Source organism: Microbacterium sp. 05N427 (assembly GCF_056397105.1).
In genome coordinates, this window is the sequence record NZ_JBFTMT010000002.1 from 107,564 (window position 1) to 125,429 (window position 17,866).

17 protein-coding genes are annotated in these 17,866 nt (G+C 70.2%); 11 read left to right on the forward strand and 6 right to left on the reverse strand.

Going from position 1 to position 17,866, the window contains the following annotated elements:
- Window positions 1-145: 145 nt before the first annotated feature.
- Window positions 146-943 carry an IclR family transcriptional regulator gene (locus AC1DG4_RS03115; RefSeq protein ID WP_477421062.1) on the reverse strand — a complete coding sequence of 266 codons (798 nt, stop codon included), beginning with the start codon at window positions 941-943 and terminating at the stop codon, window positions 146-148.
- Between the two features lie 104 nt (window positions 944-1,047).
- Here AC1DG4_RS03115 and AC1DG4_RS03120 point away from each other — a divergent pair, with 104 nt between their 5' ends.
- From AC1DG4_RS03120 to AC1DG4_RS03135, 4 genes are all read left to right on the forward strand, one after another.
- On the forward strand, window positions 1,048-1,839 hold the full coding sequence (locus AC1DG4_RS03120; protein WP_477421064.1) for a CoA transferase subunit A: 792 nt from the start codon (window positions 1,048-1,050) through the stop codon (window positions 1,837-1,839).
- A gap of 1 nt (window position 1,840) precedes the next feature.
- The gene (locus AC1DG4_RS03125) at window positions 1,841-2,485 is read left to right on the forward strand and encodes a 3-oxoacid CoA-transferase subunit B (RefSeq protein ID WP_477380678.1); all 645 of its coding nucleotides are present in this window, start codon (window positions 1,841-1,843) and stop codon (window positions 2,483-2,485) included.
- A 2-nt stretch (window positions 2,486-2,487) separates the two neighbouring features.
- Window positions 2,488-3,672: an acetyl-CoA C-acetyltransferase gene (locus tag AC1DG4_RS03130; RefSeq protein ID WP_477380676.1), complete on the forward strand. Its 1,185-nt coding sequence runs from the start codon at window positions 2,488-2,490 to the stop codon at window positions 3,670-3,672.
- Window positions 3,673-3,796: 124 nt separating this feature from the next.
- Window positions 3,797-4,243, forward strand: a complete 447-nt coding sequence (locus AC1DG4_RS03135) for an N-acetyltransferase family protein (protein WP_477380674.1) — start codon at window positions 3,797-3,799, stop codon at window positions 4,241-4,243.
- A gap of 73 nt (window positions 4,244-4,316) precedes the next feature.
- Here the strand turns inward: AC1DG4_RS03135 and AC1DG4_RS03140 are convergent, their stop codons facing one another.
- Window positions 4,317-4,601: a hypothetical protein gene (locus AC1DG4_RS03140; protein WP_477380672.1), complete on the reverse strand. Its 285-nt coding sequence runs from the start codon at window positions 4,599-4,601 to the stop codon at window positions 4,317-4,319.
- Between the two features lie 179 nt (window positions 4,602-4,780).
- Between AC1DG4_RS03140 and AC1DG4_RS03145 the strand changes: the two genes are divergently transcribed.
- From AC1DG4_RS03145 to ilvC, 6 genes are all read left to right on the forward strand, one after another.
- A complete protein-coding gene (locus AC1DG4_RS03145) occupies window positions 4,781-6,025 on the forward strand; it encodes an MFS transporter (RefSeq protein WP_477380670.1) in 1,245 nt (414 codons plus the stop codon).
- Window positions 6,026-6,098: 73 nt separating this feature from the next.
- Entirely contained in the window at window positions 6,099-7,517 is a 1,419-nt protein-coding gene (locus AC1DG4_RS03150) for an alpha,alpha-trehalose-phosphate synthase (UDP-forming) (RefSeq protein WP_477380668.1), read from the forward strand.
- Window positions 7,514-8,305 (forward strand): trehalose-phosphatase, encoded by a 792-nt coding sequence (gene otsB / locus AC1DG4_RS03155; protein WP_477380666.1) that lies wholly within the window; start codon window positions 7,514-7,516, stop codon window positions 8,303-8,305. Before AC1DG4_RS03150 ends, otsB begins: the two co-directional genes overlap by 4 nt.
- A gap of 421 nt (window positions 8,306-8,726) precedes the next feature.
- Complete coding sequence (locus AC1DG4_RS03160; protein WP_477421066.1) at window positions 8,727-10,529, forward strand: acetolactate synthase large subunit; 1,803 nt, start codon at window positions 8,727-8,729, stop codon at window positions 10,527-10,529.
- A 3-nt stretch (window positions 10,530-10,532) separates the two neighbouring features.
- Window positions 10,533-11,042: an acetolactate synthase small subunit gene (gene ilvN, locus AC1DG4_RS03165; RefSeq protein ID WP_292722118.1), complete on the forward strand. Its 510-nt coding sequence runs from the start codon at window positions 10,533-10,535 to the stop codon at window positions 11,040-11,042.
- A 78-nt stretch (window positions 11,043-11,120) separates the two neighbouring features.
- Window positions 11,121-12,149 (forward strand): ketol-acid reductoisomerase, encoded by a 1,029-nt coding sequence (ilvC, locus tag AC1DG4_RS03170; protein WP_477380662.1) that lies wholly within the window; start codon window positions 11,121-11,123, stop codon window positions 12,147-12,149.
- Window positions 12,150-12,206: 57 nt separating this feature from the next.
- On the opposite strand, the gene AC1DG4_RS03175 is transcribed toward ilvC, so the two are convergent.
- The 4 genes from AC1DG4_RS03175 to AC1DG4_RS03190 all read right to left on the reverse strand — a co-directional run bounded on the left by AC1DG4_RS03175 (window position 12,207) and on the right by AC1DG4_RS03190 (window position 17,041).
- Window positions 12,207-13,331, reverse strand: coding sequence for an ABC transporter ATP-binding protein (locus tag AC1DG4_RS03175; RefSeq protein ID WP_477380660.1), 1,125 nt, complete (start codon window positions 13,329-13,331; stop codon window positions 12,207-12,209).
- Window positions 13,328-14,974 (reverse strand): ABC transporter permease, encoded by a 1,647-nt coding sequence (locus tag AC1DG4_RS03180; RefSeq protein ID WP_477380973.1) that lies wholly within the window; start codon window positions 14,972-14,974, stop codon window positions 13,328-13,330. The genes AC1DG4_RS03175 and AC1DG4_RS03180 overlap by 4 nt, the downstream gene beginning before the upstream one ends.
- A 9-nt stretch (window positions 14,975-14,983) precedes the next feature.
- A complete protein-coding gene (locus AC1DG4_RS03185) occupies window positions 14,984-16,036 on the reverse strand; it encodes an iron ABC transporter substrate-binding protein (RefSeq protein WP_477380658.1) in 1,053 nt (350 codons plus the stop codon).
- A 135-nt stretch (window positions 16,037-16,171) separates the two neighbouring features.
- The gene (locus AC1DG4_RS03190; RefSeq protein WP_477380656.1) at window positions 16,172-17,041 is read right to left on the reverse strand and encodes an amidohydrolase family protein; all 870 of its coding nucleotides are present in this window, start codon (window positions 17,039-17,041) and stop codon (window positions 16,172-16,174) included.
- Between the two features lie 75 nt (window positions 17,042-17,116).
- On the opposite strand from AC1DG4_RS03190, the gene AC1DG4_RS03195 reads away from it, so the two are divergent.
- Window positions 17,117-17,794, forward strand: a complete 678-nt coding sequence (locus AC1DG4_RS03195) for a FadR/GntR family transcriptional regulator (RefSeq protein WP_477421068.1) — start codon at window positions 17,117-17,119, stop codon at window positions 17,792-17,794.
- Window positions 17,795-17,866 lie beyond the last annotated feature (72 nt).

Here is a 17,866-nt window from a genome sequence, read left to right on the forward strand (position 1 = left end):
TACTCGCTCCCGTCGCAAAAGATGCCGCTCAACGTCGCGCGAAGCGGCAACCTCTGCGACGGGAGCGGGCGGAGGACCGGCGGGCGCGCGGGCGGACCGGCGGGCGGAGGACCGGCGGGCGCGCGGACGGGCGGGCGGACGTCGCTCAGCGGGCGGCTCGGCCGGCGATGCGGGCGGACAGCTGATGGGCGTGCGCGAGCAAGGTACGCCCGAGCGCCGGCAGGCGATCCGGTCCGAACCGGAACTCCACTCCCGTGAGGCTCAGCGCCCATTCCGGACGGCCGTCGCGGTCGAACACCGCGGCCCCCATGCCCCAGCTGCCCTCGACGATGAGGCCGGGGTTGACGGCGTACCCCCGCGCCTTGGTCTCCGCCAGGCGTCGGCGCAGCGGAGTCTGGGCGTGCGTGCGCCCCCAGCGCTCGCCGAGCTCGGGGTGACGGCTCAGATACGCATCCACATCGTGGTYAGGCAGGAAGGACAGGATCGCAAGCCCGGCGCTCGCGACGCCGAGCGGGAAGCGCACGCCCTCGCTGAGCACGAAGGAGCGGATGGGGAAGGCCCCTTCCTCGCGCAGCAGGCACACGGTCTCGTCCGCCCTCCGCACCGAGAGGAACGCGCTCTCCTCGGTCTTCACGGCCAGAGAGCGGACGATGTCGTGGGCGAGCTCAGTGATGTCATAGCGCGCCGCGGCCACTGTTCCCATGAGATAGAGCTCGGGGCCGGGCATCCAGAGAGCGGTCTGCGGATCCTGGTCGACGAGGCCCTCCGCACGCAGGGCCGACAGTAGCCGGTGCACGGTCGAGCGGCTGAGCCCTGAGGTTGCGGCGAGTCGCTGCAGCGCGGCGCCGTCCGGGGACGCCGTCACGAGGCGGAGCAGTTCGGCGGCGCGCGCGATCGCCTGGGCTCCGGGCACGGAGCGCTTCGCAGGGGCTGCCTGTTCCATGATGTGGACGCTACCGACGGCGACGCCCACATCGCAAGCACGGGCTTGTACCCCGTGTCCGCCCGGCGCAGAGTGGAACCGTATCCCACACGAAGGAGTGGCGCGTGATCGACAAGAAAAGGGCCTCCGCGGCGGACGCGGTGGCCGAMATCCCGGACGGAGCCTCGCTCGCCGTCGGCGGGTTCGGGCTCTCCGGGAATCCGAGCGCGCTGATCGCGGCGCTGCTCGCGCAGGGGACCTCGGGCCTCAGCGTGGTCAGCAACAACTGCGGCGTCGACGACTGGGGGCTCGGGCTGCTGCTCGGCGCGCAGCGGATCCGCAAGATGACCTCCTCATACGTGGGGGAGAACAAGGAGTTCGAGCGCCAGTTCCTGTCCGGTGAGCTGGAACTCGAGCTCACGCCGCAGGGCACGCTCGCCGAGAAACTCCGCGCCGGCGGATCCGGCATCGCCGCCTTCTATACGCAGACCGGTGTCGGCACCCAGGTCGCGGAGGGCGGGCTACCGCGGCGGTACGCCGCCGACGGATCGGTCGCGATCGCGTCGCCCGCCAAGGACGTGCGCACCTTCGAGCTGCACGGGCAGCCGCGCGAGTTCGTGCTGGAGGAGGCGATCACGACCGACTTCTCACTCGTGCACGCCGCCCTCGGCGACCGGCACGGCAACCTGATCTTCAACAAGGCCGCGCGCAACTTCAACCCGCTCGCCGCGATGGCGGGCCGCATCTGCATCGCGGAGGTCGAGCGCCTCGTCGAGCCGGGGGAGCTGGATCCCGATCAGATCCACTTGCCCGGTGTCTACGTCCACCGCGTGGTCGAGGTCGGATCCGACATCGAGAAGCGCATCGAGCGGCGCACCGTGCGCCCCTCGATCGGCTCCGGGAACGGGGAGGCTTGACATGGCGCTGACACGCGACGAGATGGCGGCGCGCGCCGCCCGAGAGCTGTCCGACGGCTCCTACGTGAACCTCGGCATCGGGCTGCCCACGCTCGTGCCCAACTACGTGCCAGAGGGCGTGACCCTCGTGCTGCAGTCCGAGAACGGCATCCTCGGCGTCGGCCCCTATCCTGCCGAGAACGCGGTCGACCCCGACCTCATCAACGCCGGCAAGGAGACCGTGACCACGCTGCCCGGCGCAGCGTTCTTCGACTCCGGGCTCAGCTTCGGCATGATCCGCGGGGGCAAGATCGATGCCGCGATCCTCGGCGCGATGCAGGTGAGCGCCACCGGGGATCTCGCCAACTGGATGATCCCCGGAAAGATGGTCAAGGGCCCGGGCGGCGCGATGGACCTCGTGCACGGAGCGGGGCGCGTGATCGTGCTCATGGAGCACGTCGCCCGCGACGGCTCCGCGAAGATCGTGGACGAGTGCTCGCTGCCGCTCACGGGTCGCGCGGTGGTGCATCGGATCATCACGGATCTGGCCGTGATCGACGTCACGCCCGACGGTCTGCGGCTCGTGGAGCTCGCACCAGGGGTGAGCGTGCAGGATGTGAAGGATGCGACCCAGCCGACGCTGCTGGTCGCGGAAGGGCTGGAGTGATCATGAGTGCAGACGACATCGTCATCGTCGCGGCCGCGCGCACGCCGCAGGGGCGTCTGAAGGGTCAGCTGGCCTCCTTCACGGCGCCGCAGTTGGGGTCGTTCGCGATCCGCGGCGCGCTCGAGCAGGGCGGAGTCGATCCGGCCGAGATCGATGCTGTGATCGTCGGGCAGGTGCTCGCTGCCGGATCGGGGCAGAACGCTGCGCGGCAGGCGGCGATCGGGGCGGGCATCGGGTGGGACGTGCCCTCGCACTCCGTCAACAAGGTGTGCTTGTCGGGGCTGACGGCCATCATCGACGCCGCACGGATGATCCGCACCGGAGACGCCCTCACGGTGGTCGCCGCCGGCATGGAGTCGATGACACGGGCGCCCCATCTGATGATGGGGTCCCGTGACGGCTGGACCTACGGATCCGTCGAGGTGCTTGACCACATGGCCTACGACGGCCTCACCGACGCCTACGACCAGGAGAGCATGGGCGCGTCGACCGAGCGGCACAACCCGCGCTTCGAGCTCACTCGCGAAGCGCAGGACGAGGTCGCGGCGCGTTCGCACCAGCGTGCGGCTGCGGCCCGCGACTCGGGCTTGTTCGAGGGGGAGATCATACCGGTCAGCGTGCCTCAGCGGCGCGGCGAGCCGGTGGTCCTGACGGCGGACGAGGGGATCAGGCCCGACACGACCGTCGAGACGCTCGCAGGCCTGCGACCGGCGTTCGCCGAGGGCGGGTCGATCACCGCCGGCAACTCCTCGCAGATCTCAGACGGCGCTTCGGCGGTCGTCGTGACCACGCGCGCCAACGCCGGGGCGAAGGGCTGGCCCGTGCTCGTGACGGTCGGTGCCAGCGGTCAGACGGCCGGCCCCGACAACTCCTTGCAGGAGCAGCCGGCGAACGCGATCCGGCGGGCGCTGGACAAGCAGGGGATCACCGCGGCGGACCTGGATCTGGTCGAGATCAACGAGGCGTTCGGAGCCGTGGTCGCGCGCTCAGAGGCCGTGCTCGGTCTGGATCCGGAGATCGTCAATGTGCACGGAGGCGGCATCGCGATCGGGCACCCGATCGGCGCGAGCGGCAACCGGCTCGCGGTGCACATGGCGCACGAGCTGGTGCGTCGAGGGTCCGGCACCGCGGTGGTCGCGCTGTGCGGCGGCGGTGGTCAGGGCGAAGCGCTCATCCTCACGCGCTGACCCGGAACGCGCGGGAGGCTGCCCCTTCGACCATGGCTCCCGTCGCAGAAGATGCCGCTCAGACGTTCTCAGAGCGGCATCTTTTGGTACGGGAGCGGTTTCGGGGGCCCCGTAGGATCGGCGGATGACCACCATCCAGGCTCTGACCGCGGCCGACCGCGACGAGTGGCTGCCGCTCTGGCAGGCGTACCTGACGTTCTACGAGTCGGTCCTCGCTGATGACGTCACTGCATCGACCTTCGCGAGGATCGTGGATCCGGCGGGAGACATCCAGGGCGCGATCGCCCGCGATGACGAGGGCCGTGCGGTCGGGATCGTGCACTGGTTCGCGCATCCGGCCACGTGGTCCAAGACCGGTTACACGTACCTCGAGGACCTCTTCGTGGATCCGTCCGTCCGCGGCGGCGGTGTCGGACGCGCCCTGATCGCGCACGTGACGGACGCCGCGCGCGCCGCCGGCAGCGACAAGGTCTACTGGCTCACGGCCGAGAGCAACACCACCGCGCGTGCGCTCTACGACCGGGTCGCAGAGCGCAGCGGCTTCATCCACTACCAGATCGACCTCGGCTGACGGCCGCCACGGTCCCTGAGCCTGTCGCTCTCTGAACCTGTCGAAGGGCCCGACGCCCGGGGCGCGCGCCGTGTCAGGCCTTATCGGCCTTGCGCTGCGCCTTGAGTTCGGCCTTCAACTCCTTCTTCGCACGCTTGTACTGCACGGGTGCGACGGGGGAGTCGTAGGAGACGGACTCGCCGCGCTCGTCCCTGCGGTAGTCGACGATCGCGCCGACGGCGAGGGCGATCGTCATGCCCCAGCTCAGCCACGCCAGCACCGCGCGCCAGGTGATCGGTGCATCGCGCGTGCCGCGCAGCAGTGCGATCCCGCTGGTGATCGCGCCGAACAGACCGCTCGCGAAGAGGTAGTTGCGCATGGGATCGAGTCTAACCAGCGCGGATCCGGACCTGCGGGATCCGCCGCCCGGAAGATCGTCCGGCTCGGTACACTGGGCCGATCATCGTTGTGCATTACCGGCCGCCGGCTCTTCCGGCGGAAAGCGGCGGCACCTGACTGCGTCCCCCTCGTGCGGTGACGCCAGAGACCTGTTCCGCAATGACCACTTCGCACACCTCGTCCATCCCCGCCGCCCCCAGCCTCTTCCGCCGGGTCGGGCTTCCTTATTTCGTCATCGCCTTCGTTGCCCGCCTGCCGTTCGCGATGATGGTCGTCGGCGTGCTCACCGTGGTCGTCGCCGCGCGCGAGTCGGTGGCTCTCGGCGGGCTCACGTCCGCCGCCGTCGGTATCGGCACCGCGTGTTTCGGCCCGCTGCTGGGCGCCGCAGCCGATCACCGAGGCCAGCGGATCGTCCTCGCCATCGTCGCGGTCGCCAACGCCCTGGCCCTCGTGGGGTTCACCCTCGTCGTGTACTCCTCGGCCGCCGAACCGTTCGTGCTGCTGAGCGCGTTCGCGATCGGAGCCACCGCTCCGCAGGTCTCGCCGATGTCGCGATCGCGGCTGGTCACGATCATCGCGGAGCGGGTGCCCGCCGAGCGCCGCGCGCGCACCACATCGTCGACGATGTCGTACGAGTCCGCGGCTGACGAGACCGTATTCGTCTTCGGCCCGTTCCTCGTCGGCGTGCTGGCCACCGCGATCGCTCCGTGGATGCCGCTGGTGATCGCCGCGGTCCTGATCCTGGTGTTCGTGGGCGCCTTCGCTCTGCACCCCACCGCTGCGCACGTCTCCACCCAGCGCGGCGCTGACGGCCGCGCCACCTCGCAGGTCTCGGAGCTGTTCCGGCCGCGTCTCCTCGTCGTCGTGATGGGCATGCTCGGCGTGGGCGTGTTCTTCGGCGCCATGCTCACCTCGCTCACCGCGTTCATGACCGAGCACGGGCGCCCGGAAGAGGCCGGACTGCTGTACGGCGCACTGGGCGTCGGGTCCGCGATCCTCGCCCTCGGCGTCGCATTCCTGCCGGCGCGCTTTCCCCTGGCCGCCCGCTGGCTGCTGTTCGCGGGCATCCTCTTCGTCGGCAGCCTCGGGCTGCTCTGGGTGCGCGAGCCCCTCGGGATGCTGATCGCGCTCGCGGTGATGGGCTGCGGGATCGGCCCGACGCTGGTGACCCAGTTCAGCCTCGGCGCCGCGTTCGGACCCACCGATCGTTCGGCCACGGTCATGACGATGCTCGGATCCGCGATGGTGGTCGGGCAGGCGATCGGCGCGGTGGCGACGGGACAGGTCGCCGATGGGGCGGGCGCGCAGGCCTCCCTGCTGCTGCCCGTGTTCGCGGCGGCCCTGGTGCTGCTCGCCGGAGTCGTGAACGCCGTGCTGGCGAGAGGCGGGCGCACCGCGTCCTGACGCGGGACGACGCCGACGCTCGTCGGGTGACTAGCCTGGAGGAGGCATCCCCGCTGCCGTGAGGAGCGTTCCCATGACTTCGTCCACACCCACCGCCTCATTCGTGATCATCGCGAACCGGCTGCCGGTCGACCGCGTGCCGGGCCCCGATGGCGAGGTGATCTGGCGTCGCTCACCAGGCGGGCTCGTGGCCGCTCTCGAACCGGTGATGCGCTCGGTCGACGGAGCCTGGGTGGGCTGGGCAGGACAGCCGGACCTCGATCTCAAGCCGTTCACCGAGGACGGCATCCGGCTCCTGCCGGTGACTCTCTCGGCGCAGGACGTCGAGGAGTACTACGAGGGGTTCTCGAACGACACGATCTGGCCGCTCTACCACGACGTGATCTCCTCCCCGCAGTACCACCGCGAGTGGTGGGACGCGTACGTGCGGGTGAACCGCCGCTTCGCGGAGCGCGCCGCGAGCGCGGTCGCCGAGGGTGGCACGGTCTGGGTGCACGACTACCAGCTGCAGCTCGTGCCGGCGCTGCTGCGCGAACGTCGGCCCGACGTCACCATCGGCTACTTCCACCACATCCCGTTCCCCGCGCACGGGCTCTATGCCCAGCTGCCCTGGCGGGATCAGGTGCTGCAGGGCCTGCTCGGCGCCGATGTCGTCGGCTTCCAGCGCGCTCAGGACGCGACGAACTTCCTCACCGCGGTGCGCCGACGGCTGCGGCTGGATGTCAAGGGCTCCACGGTCTCGGTGCCGTACGGGGGCCCGCGCACGGTGGTCGCGCGGGCCTTCCCGATCTCGATCGACACCACGCCCTACACCGAGCTCGCCGCCCGCCCGGACGTGCGCGCCCGCGCCGCGGAGATCCGAGAGGGACTCGGCAGCCCGAAGAAGATCCTGCTCGGGGTGGACCGCCTCGACTACACCAAGGGGATCCGGCACCGCATCAAGGCGTTCGGCGAGCTTTTGGACGAGGGCAGGATCTCCGTCGAGGACGTCACGCTCGTGCAGGTCGCCAGCCCCAGCCGCGAGCGGGTGGACGCCTACGTGCAGCTGCGAGACGAGATCGAGCTGGCCGTCGCACGCATCAACGGCGATCACGACACCATGGATCACACTGCGATCCGGTATCTGCACCAGGGATTCCCTCGTGAGGAGATGGTCGCCCTGTACCTCGCCGCCGACGCGATGCTCGTGACGGCGCTGCGGGACGGCATGAACCTCGTGGCCAAGGAGTATGCAGCCGCTCGGGTCGATCAGCGCGGCGTGCTCGTGCTGAGTGAGTTCACCGGCGCCGCCGACGAGATGCGTCAGGCGGTGCTCGTGAACCCGCACGACATCGAGGGGCTCAAGGACGCGATCATGCAGGCCGTGGAGATGCCGCCGCGGGAGCAGTCCCGGCGCATGCGGGCCCTGCGCAAGCGCGTGCTGGAGAACGATGTGAACGCCTGGTCGCGGGACTTCCTCTCGGCCCTTGAGAACGTACGGAGCGCACGATGACCCGCGACTGGACCGTCGCCGCAGAGACCGACCCCGCCCTCGCCGCGATCGCGGCCACTCCGCGCCTGCTGGTGGCGCTCGACTTCGACGGCACGGTCTCCCCGCATGTGGCCGACCCGATGTCCGCGAGGGCGCTGCCCGCGGCCGCGGCCGCGGTGAACCGCCTGGCGGCGTTGCCGGAGACGTTCGTGGCGTATGCGTCGGGGCGGAGCCTGCACGACCTGCGCGAGATCACCGAGCACGAGGACGGATCCCGGATCCTGCTCGCCGGATCCCACGGCGCGCAGTTCTGGTTCCCCGACACGGGGGAGGAGACCGACCTCTCCACCGAGCCGGTCGACCGTGCCGAGGTCATCGACGAGCTCCGTGCGCTGATCGCTGATCTCGACGGCGTCGTGCACGAGCCGAAGACGTTCGGGTTCGGCGTGCACACCCGCACCGCCGGTCCCGGGCAGGAGGAGCTGGCCTTCGTGCGCGTCGAGAAGTGGGCCGCCGAGCGGATCCCCTCATGGCGGCGCCGCACGGGTCATCACCTCCGCGAGTACTCCTGGCGGGACGAGGGCAAGGACGCGGCGCTCTCGCGGCTGCGCGAGCACGTCGGCGCGACGGCGGTGCTGTTCGCGGGCGACGACGTCACCGACGAGGACGGCATGCGCACGCTCGGCGGCGCGGATCTGGGCGTGAGGATCGGCGCGGGCGAGACCGCGGCGACTTTGCGCGTCGCGGATCCGGCGGCCTTCGCCGTGCTGCTCGACGCCCTGGCGGACGCCAGAGCAGCCGCGCAATAGACTGCTTCCATGCGCGCGCAGCACGGATCCGATCGTGGGTCCTTCGTGCGCGCGGGCGGGCGCGTCATCGATCATGGGTTAGGCTTGATGCACGTTCGAACCGAGGCAGGCACAACCGGATCCCGGATCGAACGCAGAGCTCCGGTGGTCTCGCAGGCCGCCGGGCGCGATGGTGATCTGAATCGGGTCGATATCGCGGCTCGTGCTCTCGATGCACTCGTCGAGACGCCTGAGCCGGGCTCATGCCGCGACGGCGTCCGTCGCGGATCAGAGCCGACTTCTCCGCGCTGCACCCGAGGCGTTCCAGCCCAGCATTCCCGACCCCTGCGCTCCGCCCCTCGCGGACCGGGTCGGAGAGTCGTCCGCGACGGGGCATCGTCCCGCCGCTTCCGCCGATCGTTCACCATCGCAAGGAACCTTCATGACCGCTGATACCGCTCCAGCCGTCCCGCGCCCGCCCGCCCGTCCGGCGTCGGCGCCCGTCCTCACCGGCGCCCAAGCCGTCGTCCGGTCCCTCGAGCTCCTCGGCGTCACCGACGTCTTCGGCATTCCCGGCGGCGCGATCATGGAGGTGTACGACCCCCTGATGGCGTCCACCGAGCTGCGCCACATCCTGGTGCGTCACGAGCAGGGCGGCGGACACGCGGCCGAGGGCTATGCCACCGCCTCCGGCAAGATCGGCGTGACGATCGCGACGTCCGGCCCTGGCGCGACGAACCTCGTCACCGCGATCGCCGACGCCTACATGGACTCGATCCCGATCGTCGCGATCACGGGCCAGGTGTTCTCCCGGCTGATGGGTACGGACGCGTTCCAGGAGGCGGACATCATCGGCATCACGATGCCGGTCACCAAGCACTCGATCCTGGTCAAGGACCCCGCAGAGATCCCCGGCGCGCTCGCGGCGRCCTTCGAGATCGCCGGCACCGGTCGCCCCGGCCCGGTGCTCGTCGACATCACCAAGGACGCGCAGCAGGCGACCGCCCCGTTCATCTGGCCGCCGAAGTACGATCTGCCCGGCTACCGCCCGGTGACCAAGGCGCACGGCAAGCAGATCCAGGCGGCGGCGTCCCTGCTGGCGGAGGCGAAGAAGCCGGTGCTGTACGTCGGCGGCGGCGTGATCCGCGGCCGGGCCTCGGCCGAGCTGCTCGCGTTCGCCGAGCTCACCGGCGTCCCCGTGGTGACCACGCTGATGGCCCGCGGGGCGTTCCCCGACTCGCACCCGCAGCACGTCGGCATGCCAGGCATGCACGGCACGGTGCCCGCGGTCCTCGCGCTGCAGGAGGCCGATCTGCTGATCGCCCTCGGCACCCGCTTCGACGACCGCGTGACCGGCAAGGCGGAGCTGTTCGCGCCGGACGCCAAGGTCGTGCACGTCGACATCGACCCGGCCGAGATCTCCAAGATCCGTAACGCCGACGTGCCGATCGTGGGCGGCGTGCGCGAGGTCCTCATCGATCTGGAGACGGCCTTCCGCGGTCTCACCGGCGGCGCCAAGGGCGACATCGAAGAGTGGTGGGCGTACCTGGACGGGCTGCGCGCCGAGTTCCCGCTCGGCTACGCGGCGCCCGAGGACGGCCTCCTGTCCCCGCAGCACGTGATCCAGCGGATCGGCGAGCTCACCGGGCCCGAGGCGGTCTACGCGGCGGGCGTCGGCCAGCACCAGATGTGGGCGGCGCAGTTCATCAAGTACGAGCGCCCCAACTCCTGGCTGAACTCCGGCGGCGCCGGCACCATGGGATACGCCGTGCCTGCGGCCATGGGCGCCAAGGTCGCGGAGCCCGAGCGCGTGGTCTGGGCGATCGACGGCGACGGCTGCTTCCAGATGACCAATCAGGAGCTTGCGACCTGCGTCATCAACGACATCCCGATCAAGGTCGCGATCATCAACAACTCCTCCCTCGGCATGGTCCGCCAGTGGCAGACCCTGTTCTACGAGGGCCGGCACTCGAACACCGACCTGAACACCGGTCACGGCACGATCCGGATCCCGGACTTCGTCAAGCTCGCCGAGGCCTATGGCTGCCTCGCGATCCGGGTGGAGAAGGAGGAGGAGATCGACGCCGCCATCACGCTCGCGCTCGAGACGAACGATCGCCCCGTCGTGATCGACTTCGTCGTCAGCGCCGATGCCATGGTCTGGCCGATGGTGCCGCAGGGCGTGAGCAACAGCTACATCCAGTACGCGCGCGACCACGCGCCCGCCTTCGACGAGGAGGACTGATCCATGTCCACGCATGTGCTGAGCCTCCTGGTGGAGGACACCCCTGGACTCCTGACCCGTGTCGCCGGTCTGTTCGCGCGCCGCGGCTTCAACATCGAGTCGCTCGCCGTGGGCGTGACCGAGGTTCCGGGGATCTCCCGGATCACGGTCGTCGTCGACGTCGAGGAGTTCCCGCTCGAGCAGGTGACCAAGCAGCTGAACAAGCTGATCAACGTCATCAAGATCGTCGAGCTCGAGCAGAACGCGTCCGTGCAGCGTGAGCACATGCTCATCAAGGTCCGCACCGACAACAACTCCCGTTCGAACGTGCTGGAGGTCGTGAACCTCTTCCGCGCGTCCGTCGTGGACTACGCCCCCGAGGCGCTGGTGATCGAGGTCACCGGCGACAAGGGCAAGGTCGACGCCCTGCTGCGAGCGCTCGAACCGTTCGGCATCAAGGAGCTCGCCCAGTCCGGCCTGCTCGCGATCGGCCGTGGCGGCAAGAGCATCACCGAGCGCGTGCTGCGCGGCTGACCCACAAAAACCCCCTGCTTCTTCGCCCGGTTGCTGAGCGAGCGAAGCGAGACGAAGTACAACAAGGAGAAACACACAGTGAGCACCGAGATCTTCTACGACGCAGACGCTGACCTGTCGATCATCCAGAACAAGAAGGTCGCGATCGTCGGCTACGGCTCGCAGGGCCACGCCCACGCGATGAACCTCCGCGACAGCGGTGTCGAGGTCACGATCGCCCTCAAGGAGGGCTCGGCCTCGATCGCCAAGGCGTCCGAGGCGGGCTTCGCGGTCAAGACCGTCGCCGAGGCTACCCAGTGGGCCGACCTGATCATGATCCTCGCGCCGGACCAGCACCAGCGCGGCATCTACAGCGAGTCGATCGCCCCGAACCTGACCGCGGGCAAGACCCTCGCCTTCGCTCACGGTTTCAACATCCGCTTCGGCTACATCGACGCGCCAGAGGGCGTCGACGTGATCCTCATCGCGCCGAAGGCCCCTGGCCACACCGTGCGTCGCGAGTTCGTCGCGGGCCGCGGCATCCCCGACATCATCGCCGTCGAGCGCGACGCCACCGGCACCGCCTGGGCGACCGCGCTGTCGTACGCGAAGGCGATCGGCGGCACCCGTGCCGGCGTGATCAAGACCACCTTCACCGAGGAGACCGAGACCGATCTGTTCGGCGAGCAGGCCGTGCTCTGCGGTGGCATGAGCCACCTCGTGCAGGCCGGCTTCGAGACCCTCACCGAGGCGGGCTACCAGCCGCAGATCGCCTACTTCGAGGTGCTGCACGAGCTCAAGCTCATCGTCGACCTGATGTGGGAGGGCGGCATCGCCAAGCAGCGCTGGTCGATCTCCGACACCGCCGAGTTCGGCGACTACGTCTCGGGCCCGCGCATCATCGACGCCGGTGTCAAGCAGCGCATGAAGGACGTCCTCGCGGACATCCAGTCCGGCGCCTTCGCCACCCGGTTCATCGAGGACCAGGACAACGGCGCGACCGAGTTCCTCGCCCTTCGCGAGAAGGAGCAGGGGCACCCGATCGAGGCCACCGGCAAGGAGCTGCGTGCGCTCTTCGCCTGGAAGTCGCAGGACGAGGACTACGTCGAGGGCAGCGCTGCGCGCTGACCCACGGTTCACGAGAACGGGCGTCCTTTCGAGGGGCGCCCGTTCTTCGTGTCCGGCTCAGGCCGGGAAGACCACGCCCTCGCCGACCACGCGCAGGGCGATGCGCTGACCGGGACGCGTGAGCGCCGGATTGGGGTGGCGGATCGTGATCACGGGCGGCTCGGGGTCGAGGCGAGGATCGGCATCGGCGCGCGGCTCGAGCCTGATCCGCGCCGATGTCTCGGATCCGAAGTACACGCCCTTCTCCACGGTCGCGCGGATGGGGGAGTCGGCGACGATCTGCACCTGCTCCGGCCGGAGCATGAGCTGCACGTGGCCCCGCGCCGGCGGGTTGCGCACCGGCACGTAGCCGAGCGCGCACGACGCGAGGGATCCGTCCAGCCACGCGTCCAGGACGATCGCCTCGCCCAGGAACTCCGCCACGCCGCGATCCGCGGGCCGCGTGTAGACGACGAACGGATGCCCCGTCTGCACCAGGCGGCCGTCGCGCATCACGGCGACCTGATCCGCGAAGCTCAGCGCCTCGGACTGGTCGTGCGTGACCAAGATGGTCGTGGTTCCGGCATCGGTGAGGATGCGCGCGACGGCCTCGCGGGTCGCGGCGCGCAGACCCGTGTCGAGGGCGGAGAACGGCTCGTCCAGCAGCATCAGTTCAGGTTCGCGCGCGAGCGCTCGCGCGATCGCGACGCGCTGCTGCTGCCCGCCGGAGAGCTGATCGGGGCGGCGCTCCGCGACGTCCTGCGGCAGCGAGACGAGATCGAGCAGCTCGGCCACGCGCCGGACGCGTGCCGCGCGGTCGAGGTCGTCCAGGCCGAAGGAGATGTTGCGCGCGACGGTCAGGTGCGGGAACAGCCCGCCGTCCTGGGTGACGTACCCGATGTCGCGGCGATGCACGGGCACCCAGGTTCCCGGCCCTGCGACCGTGGCGGAGCCGAGCACGACCTCGCCCTCATCGGGACGCTCGAAGCCGGCGATGATCCGCAGCAGTGTGGTCTTGCCCGACCCCGACGCGCCGACGACCGCGGTGATGCCGCCGGTCTGCACGGCGAGGTCCACCCCGTGCAGCACCCTGTGCCCGCCGTACGAGGCGGTGACGCCGGCGACCTGCAGGTGCGCGGTCGGCAGCGGGCCGGTACCGGGGGAGGGCACGGCGCCGAGGGATCCGAGGTTGTGTGCGGTCATGCGGTCTCCGCGGTCGTGGGGGCGGATGTCGCCGTGGCGGGGCCTGCGGAGGCGTCCGCGCGGGAGAGCACTGCGGACTGCCGGAACAGGAGGTAGGTCATGGGCGCGGAGAGCAGGATCAGCAGCGTCGCGTAGGGCGCCGCGCCCGCGAAGTCGATCTCGCTCGACAGGCTCCAGAACCGCGTGGCGAGGGTCTGCACGCCGATCGGCGAGAGCAGCAGCGTCGCCGTGAGCTCGCCGGCCACGGCGAGGAACACCATCGCCAGGGCGGCGGCCGTGGCGGGAGCCACCAGGCGCAGGGTGACCCCGAAGAAGGCCCGCAGCGGGCGACGCCCGAGAGCCTGAGCCGCCTCCTCGAGACTCTGCGGAGCCTGGGCGATGCCCGCCTGCAGCGGGACCAGGGCGCGGGGGAGGAACAGCAGTGCGTAGGCGAGGAGCAGCAGCGCGGTGGTCTGGTACAGCGCCGGAGCGAAGAACAGCGAGACGGTCACGAGCGCGAGAGCGAGCACGATGCCCGGCATCGAGCTGGTGATGTAGTTCGTCCGCTCCAGCAGGCGGCTGAACGGCCCAGGGTGCCGGACCGCGAGCCACGAGAGCGGGAACGCCGCGATCACGGTGACGAGGCCGCCGCCGAGCGCGAGGCCGAGGGTCTGCAGCAGCGTCGGGACGAGATCGGGCGCCATCCAGACCGTTGCGCCGCCGTAGGCCAGCCAGCCGCCGATCACGACGGCGGGCACTCCGAGAGCGGCGACGCCGAGAGCGAGCAGGGCGACCTGCGCGGGGAGCTGCCATCCGCGCAGCCGGATCCGCCGGGGCGGTGCCGCGGTGCCGGATCCGATCCGTGCGTAGCGTGCGCGACCGCGGGCGCGGCTCTCCAAGAGGAGCAGGGCGAAACACAGCAGCATCAGCACGCCGGAGAGCATGCTGCCCGCGGAGCCGTTGAACGTGGACCGGTACTGGTCCATGATCGCGGTCGTGAAGGTGTCGAACCGGATCAGCGCGAAGGCGCCGTACTCGCTCAGCAGATGAAGTCCCACGAGCAGCGCGCCGCCGAGCAGAGCGAGGCGCAGCTGCGGCAGCACCGTCCCGAAGAACACGCGCACAGGACCGCGGCCCAGGCTCGCGGCGGCCTGCTCGAGGGCGGGATCCAGCCGGGCGAGTGCCGCACGCACCGGCAGATACACGAGGGGGAAGTACGACAGCGTCGCCAGCAGCACGCCGGAGCCGAGTCCCGCGAGCGAGGGTACCGCCGAGACCCATGCATAGGAATTCACGAACGCGGGGATCGCCAGCGGCATCGCGAGCACCGCGCCCCACGCGCCGGCGCCCGCGAGCGAGGTGCGTTCGACGAGCCAGGCACCGCCGACCCCGATCACGGCGCACAGCGGCACGGTGATCGCGACCAGCAGCACGGTGTTCGTGAGCAGTTCGCCGACGCGGGGCCGGAAGATCAGCGCCGCCGATTCATCCCAGCCGATCTGCGTGGCGGTCGTGACGACGAACAGCAGCGGCAGCAGCGAGAGCGCCGCGACCACGACGCCGGCGCCGATGACGACCCACGGCCTGGCTCCCCGGGAGACGCCGCGTGGCGGCCGGAGCTGTCGCGCTCCGGCCGCCCGTCGGGACGTGGTCGTCGTGGTGATGTCTGCGCCTTAGAGCAGGCCCGCCTGGGTCATCAGATCGGTGACCTGCTTGGAGTTCAGCGTAGCCGGGTCGATGGTCGGCGCCTGCAGATCCTTGAGGGGCACGAGCTTCGGGTTGGCGGCCACGCCGGATCCGACGGGGTACTCGAACGATGTGCCGGTCTGCAGGATCTTCTGGCCCTCGGCCCCCGTGACGAACGCGAGGAACTTCTGCGCCGCGGCCTGGTGCTTGCTCGACGTCAGCACGCCGCCGCCGGACACGGACACGAATGCGCCGGGATCCTGGTTCTTGAAGTAGTGCAGCTGCACGTTCTTCGAGTTCTCACCCGTCTGCGCCTGGTCGCCGAACCAGTAGTAGTGGTAGATCACGGCGCCGTCGATCTCGCCGGCGTTCACGGCCTTCATCGCGGTGGAGTTGCCCTTGTAGGCGACCGAGTTCGTCTTCATCGCCTTGAGCCAGTCCTCGGCGGCGCCGGCGCCCTTGAGCTGCACGAGGGCGGAGACGATGGCCTGGAAGTCGGCGCCGGACGGGGAGGCGGCCCAGCGGCCCTTCCACGACGCGTCGGCGAGATCCATGAGGGACTTCGGCAGCTGCGCCTCGGTGAGCTTCGCCGTGTTGTAGGCGAACACGGTGGAGCGGGCGGCGATGCCGACCCACTTGCCGGAGGACGGGCGGTATTCGGCCGGGACGTTCTTCAGCGCCTCATCGCCCGGCGAGGCGAACAGTCCGGCCTTCTCGACGGCGGACATCGAGGGCGAGTTCTCGGTGAGGAACACATCCGCGGGGGAGCGGTCGCCCTCCTGGATGAGCTGCTGCGACATCTCGGTGTCGTCGCCGTTGCGGACCTGCACCTTGATGCCGGTCGCCTTCGTGAACGCGTCGGTCCACGACTTCGTGAGCTCTTCGTGCTGCGCGTTGTAGATCGTGATGGTCTGGCCGGCGAGGTCGTCGCCGCCGGCCGTGCTCGACGTCGGCGTCGAGGAGCCGCTGCAGGCGGTGAGCGCGAGGGCGACGGCGGACGCCGCCGCGGCAGCGGAGAGCAGTCGGAGGGAACGGTTCACGGAGAGTCCTTCGTGGAGGGAGAGGCGCGGAAGTCGCGAATCACATAATAGGTAAGGCAAGCCTCACTCAACAACTTGATGACCCTGCTGTGAGCGGGACCGGGCTCGTCGCGGAAGGGTGCGGCCCGGCCCGGCTCATGCCACGCCGTAGAACCGGGCGGCGTTGTCCCAGAGGATCGCGTCGGCGTCGAGACCGCGCTGTCCCGCCCAGTCCGCCACGGTCCGAGCCCAGTCGCTGCGGCTCTCGGGGTGATACTCCTGCGGGGCGCCAGAGACGGCGGAGACGGGCCAGTCGCTGCCCCACAGCAGGCGCTCGGATCCGAACGCCTCGGCGGCGGCGTCGAGGAAGGGGATCGCCTGCGTCGGGCTCCAGGATCCGCCGGCCTCCGCCGGCAGCCCCGAGAGCTTGACGGACACCTGCGGATGCGCCGCGAGATCCCGCAGGTCGCTCAGCCACGCCGCCGCAGGGCGGAGCGGATCCGCAGCCGTGCCGATCGCGGGCTTCCCGAGATGGTCGAGCACGATCGGCAGCGCGGGCACCGCCGCGGCGAGGTCGGAGACGTCGGACAGCTGGTGGGCGCGCACGCACGCGTCGAAGCGGAGCCCGTGCGCGGCCAGCAAGGTGGCGCCGGCGCGGAACGCGTCGCTGCGCGCGGTGCCGTCGGGCTCATCCTGCAGGTTGTGCCGCACGCCCACGACACCACCGAGATCGGCGAGCGCTGCGAGGTGCGCACTCGTCTGCTCCCCGCGATCGAGACGTGCGCCCGCGACGATGCCGACGACGCCGGTGCGGGCGCTCGTCTCGGAGACCCAGCGCACCTCGTCGAGGAACTGCGGCTCGACGCACTCCGCCTGCACGAAGATCGCGGCCGTGCGCTCGGCGCCTTCGACGCCCGCGCGCTCGAGCTCCTCGGCCGCGAACCGCGGGGCCAGTGGGCCCGCGAGCCACTCGTAGTCGAGGCGGGACGGATCCCACAGGTGCAGATGGGAGTCGAGGAGGCGCATGGTGACATCCTTTCGCAGATCGGAGTGCGAGCGCCGCAAACATCCGATGTTCATGGAAACCTCTAGGATGACGCCATGGCAGTCACCGACGAGGCGATCGAGAAGATCAAGGCGATGATCGTGTCGGGCGAGCTCGGCCCCGGCGACAGGTTGCCGCCGGAGAAGGAGCTCGCGGAGCGGCTCGGCTTGAGCCGCAACTCGATGCGGGAGGCGGTCAAGGCCCTCGAGGTGATCCGCGTCCTCGACGTGCGCCGTGGCGATGGCACCTACGTGACGAGCCYCGAACCGCACCTGCTGCTCGAGGCGATCAGCTTCGTCATCGACATGCACGATGACGATTCGCTGCTCGAGTTGTTCGCCGTGCGCCGCATGCTCGAATCCCAGGCCACAGGCCTTGCCGCCACGCAGGGCGACGATGAGGCGATCGCCGCTTTGCAGGCGGAGATCGACGGAGTCGACGCGGGTGTCTCGATCGACGACCTCGTCGCGCATGACATCCGCTTCCATCAGGAGATCGTGCAGATGACCGGCAACGGGTATCTGGCCGGCCTCATCGACAGCCTGTCGAGCCAGACCATCCGCGCGCGGGTGTGGCGGGGCCTCACCGAGCAGGGCGCTGTGGAACGCACGCTCTCGGAGCACCGCGCCATCGCAGAGGCGATCGCGCAGCACGACCCGTCGCTCGCGACCTCGCTCGCCACCGCGCACATCGCGGGCGTGGAGCGCTGGCTGCGCCAGGCCGCCCAGTCCTGAGCTCGTCTGCTCCCGCGGGTGGGCTGGATCCTCTGCTCCCGCTGGTGGGCTGGATGCGCTCCCGTCGCGTTT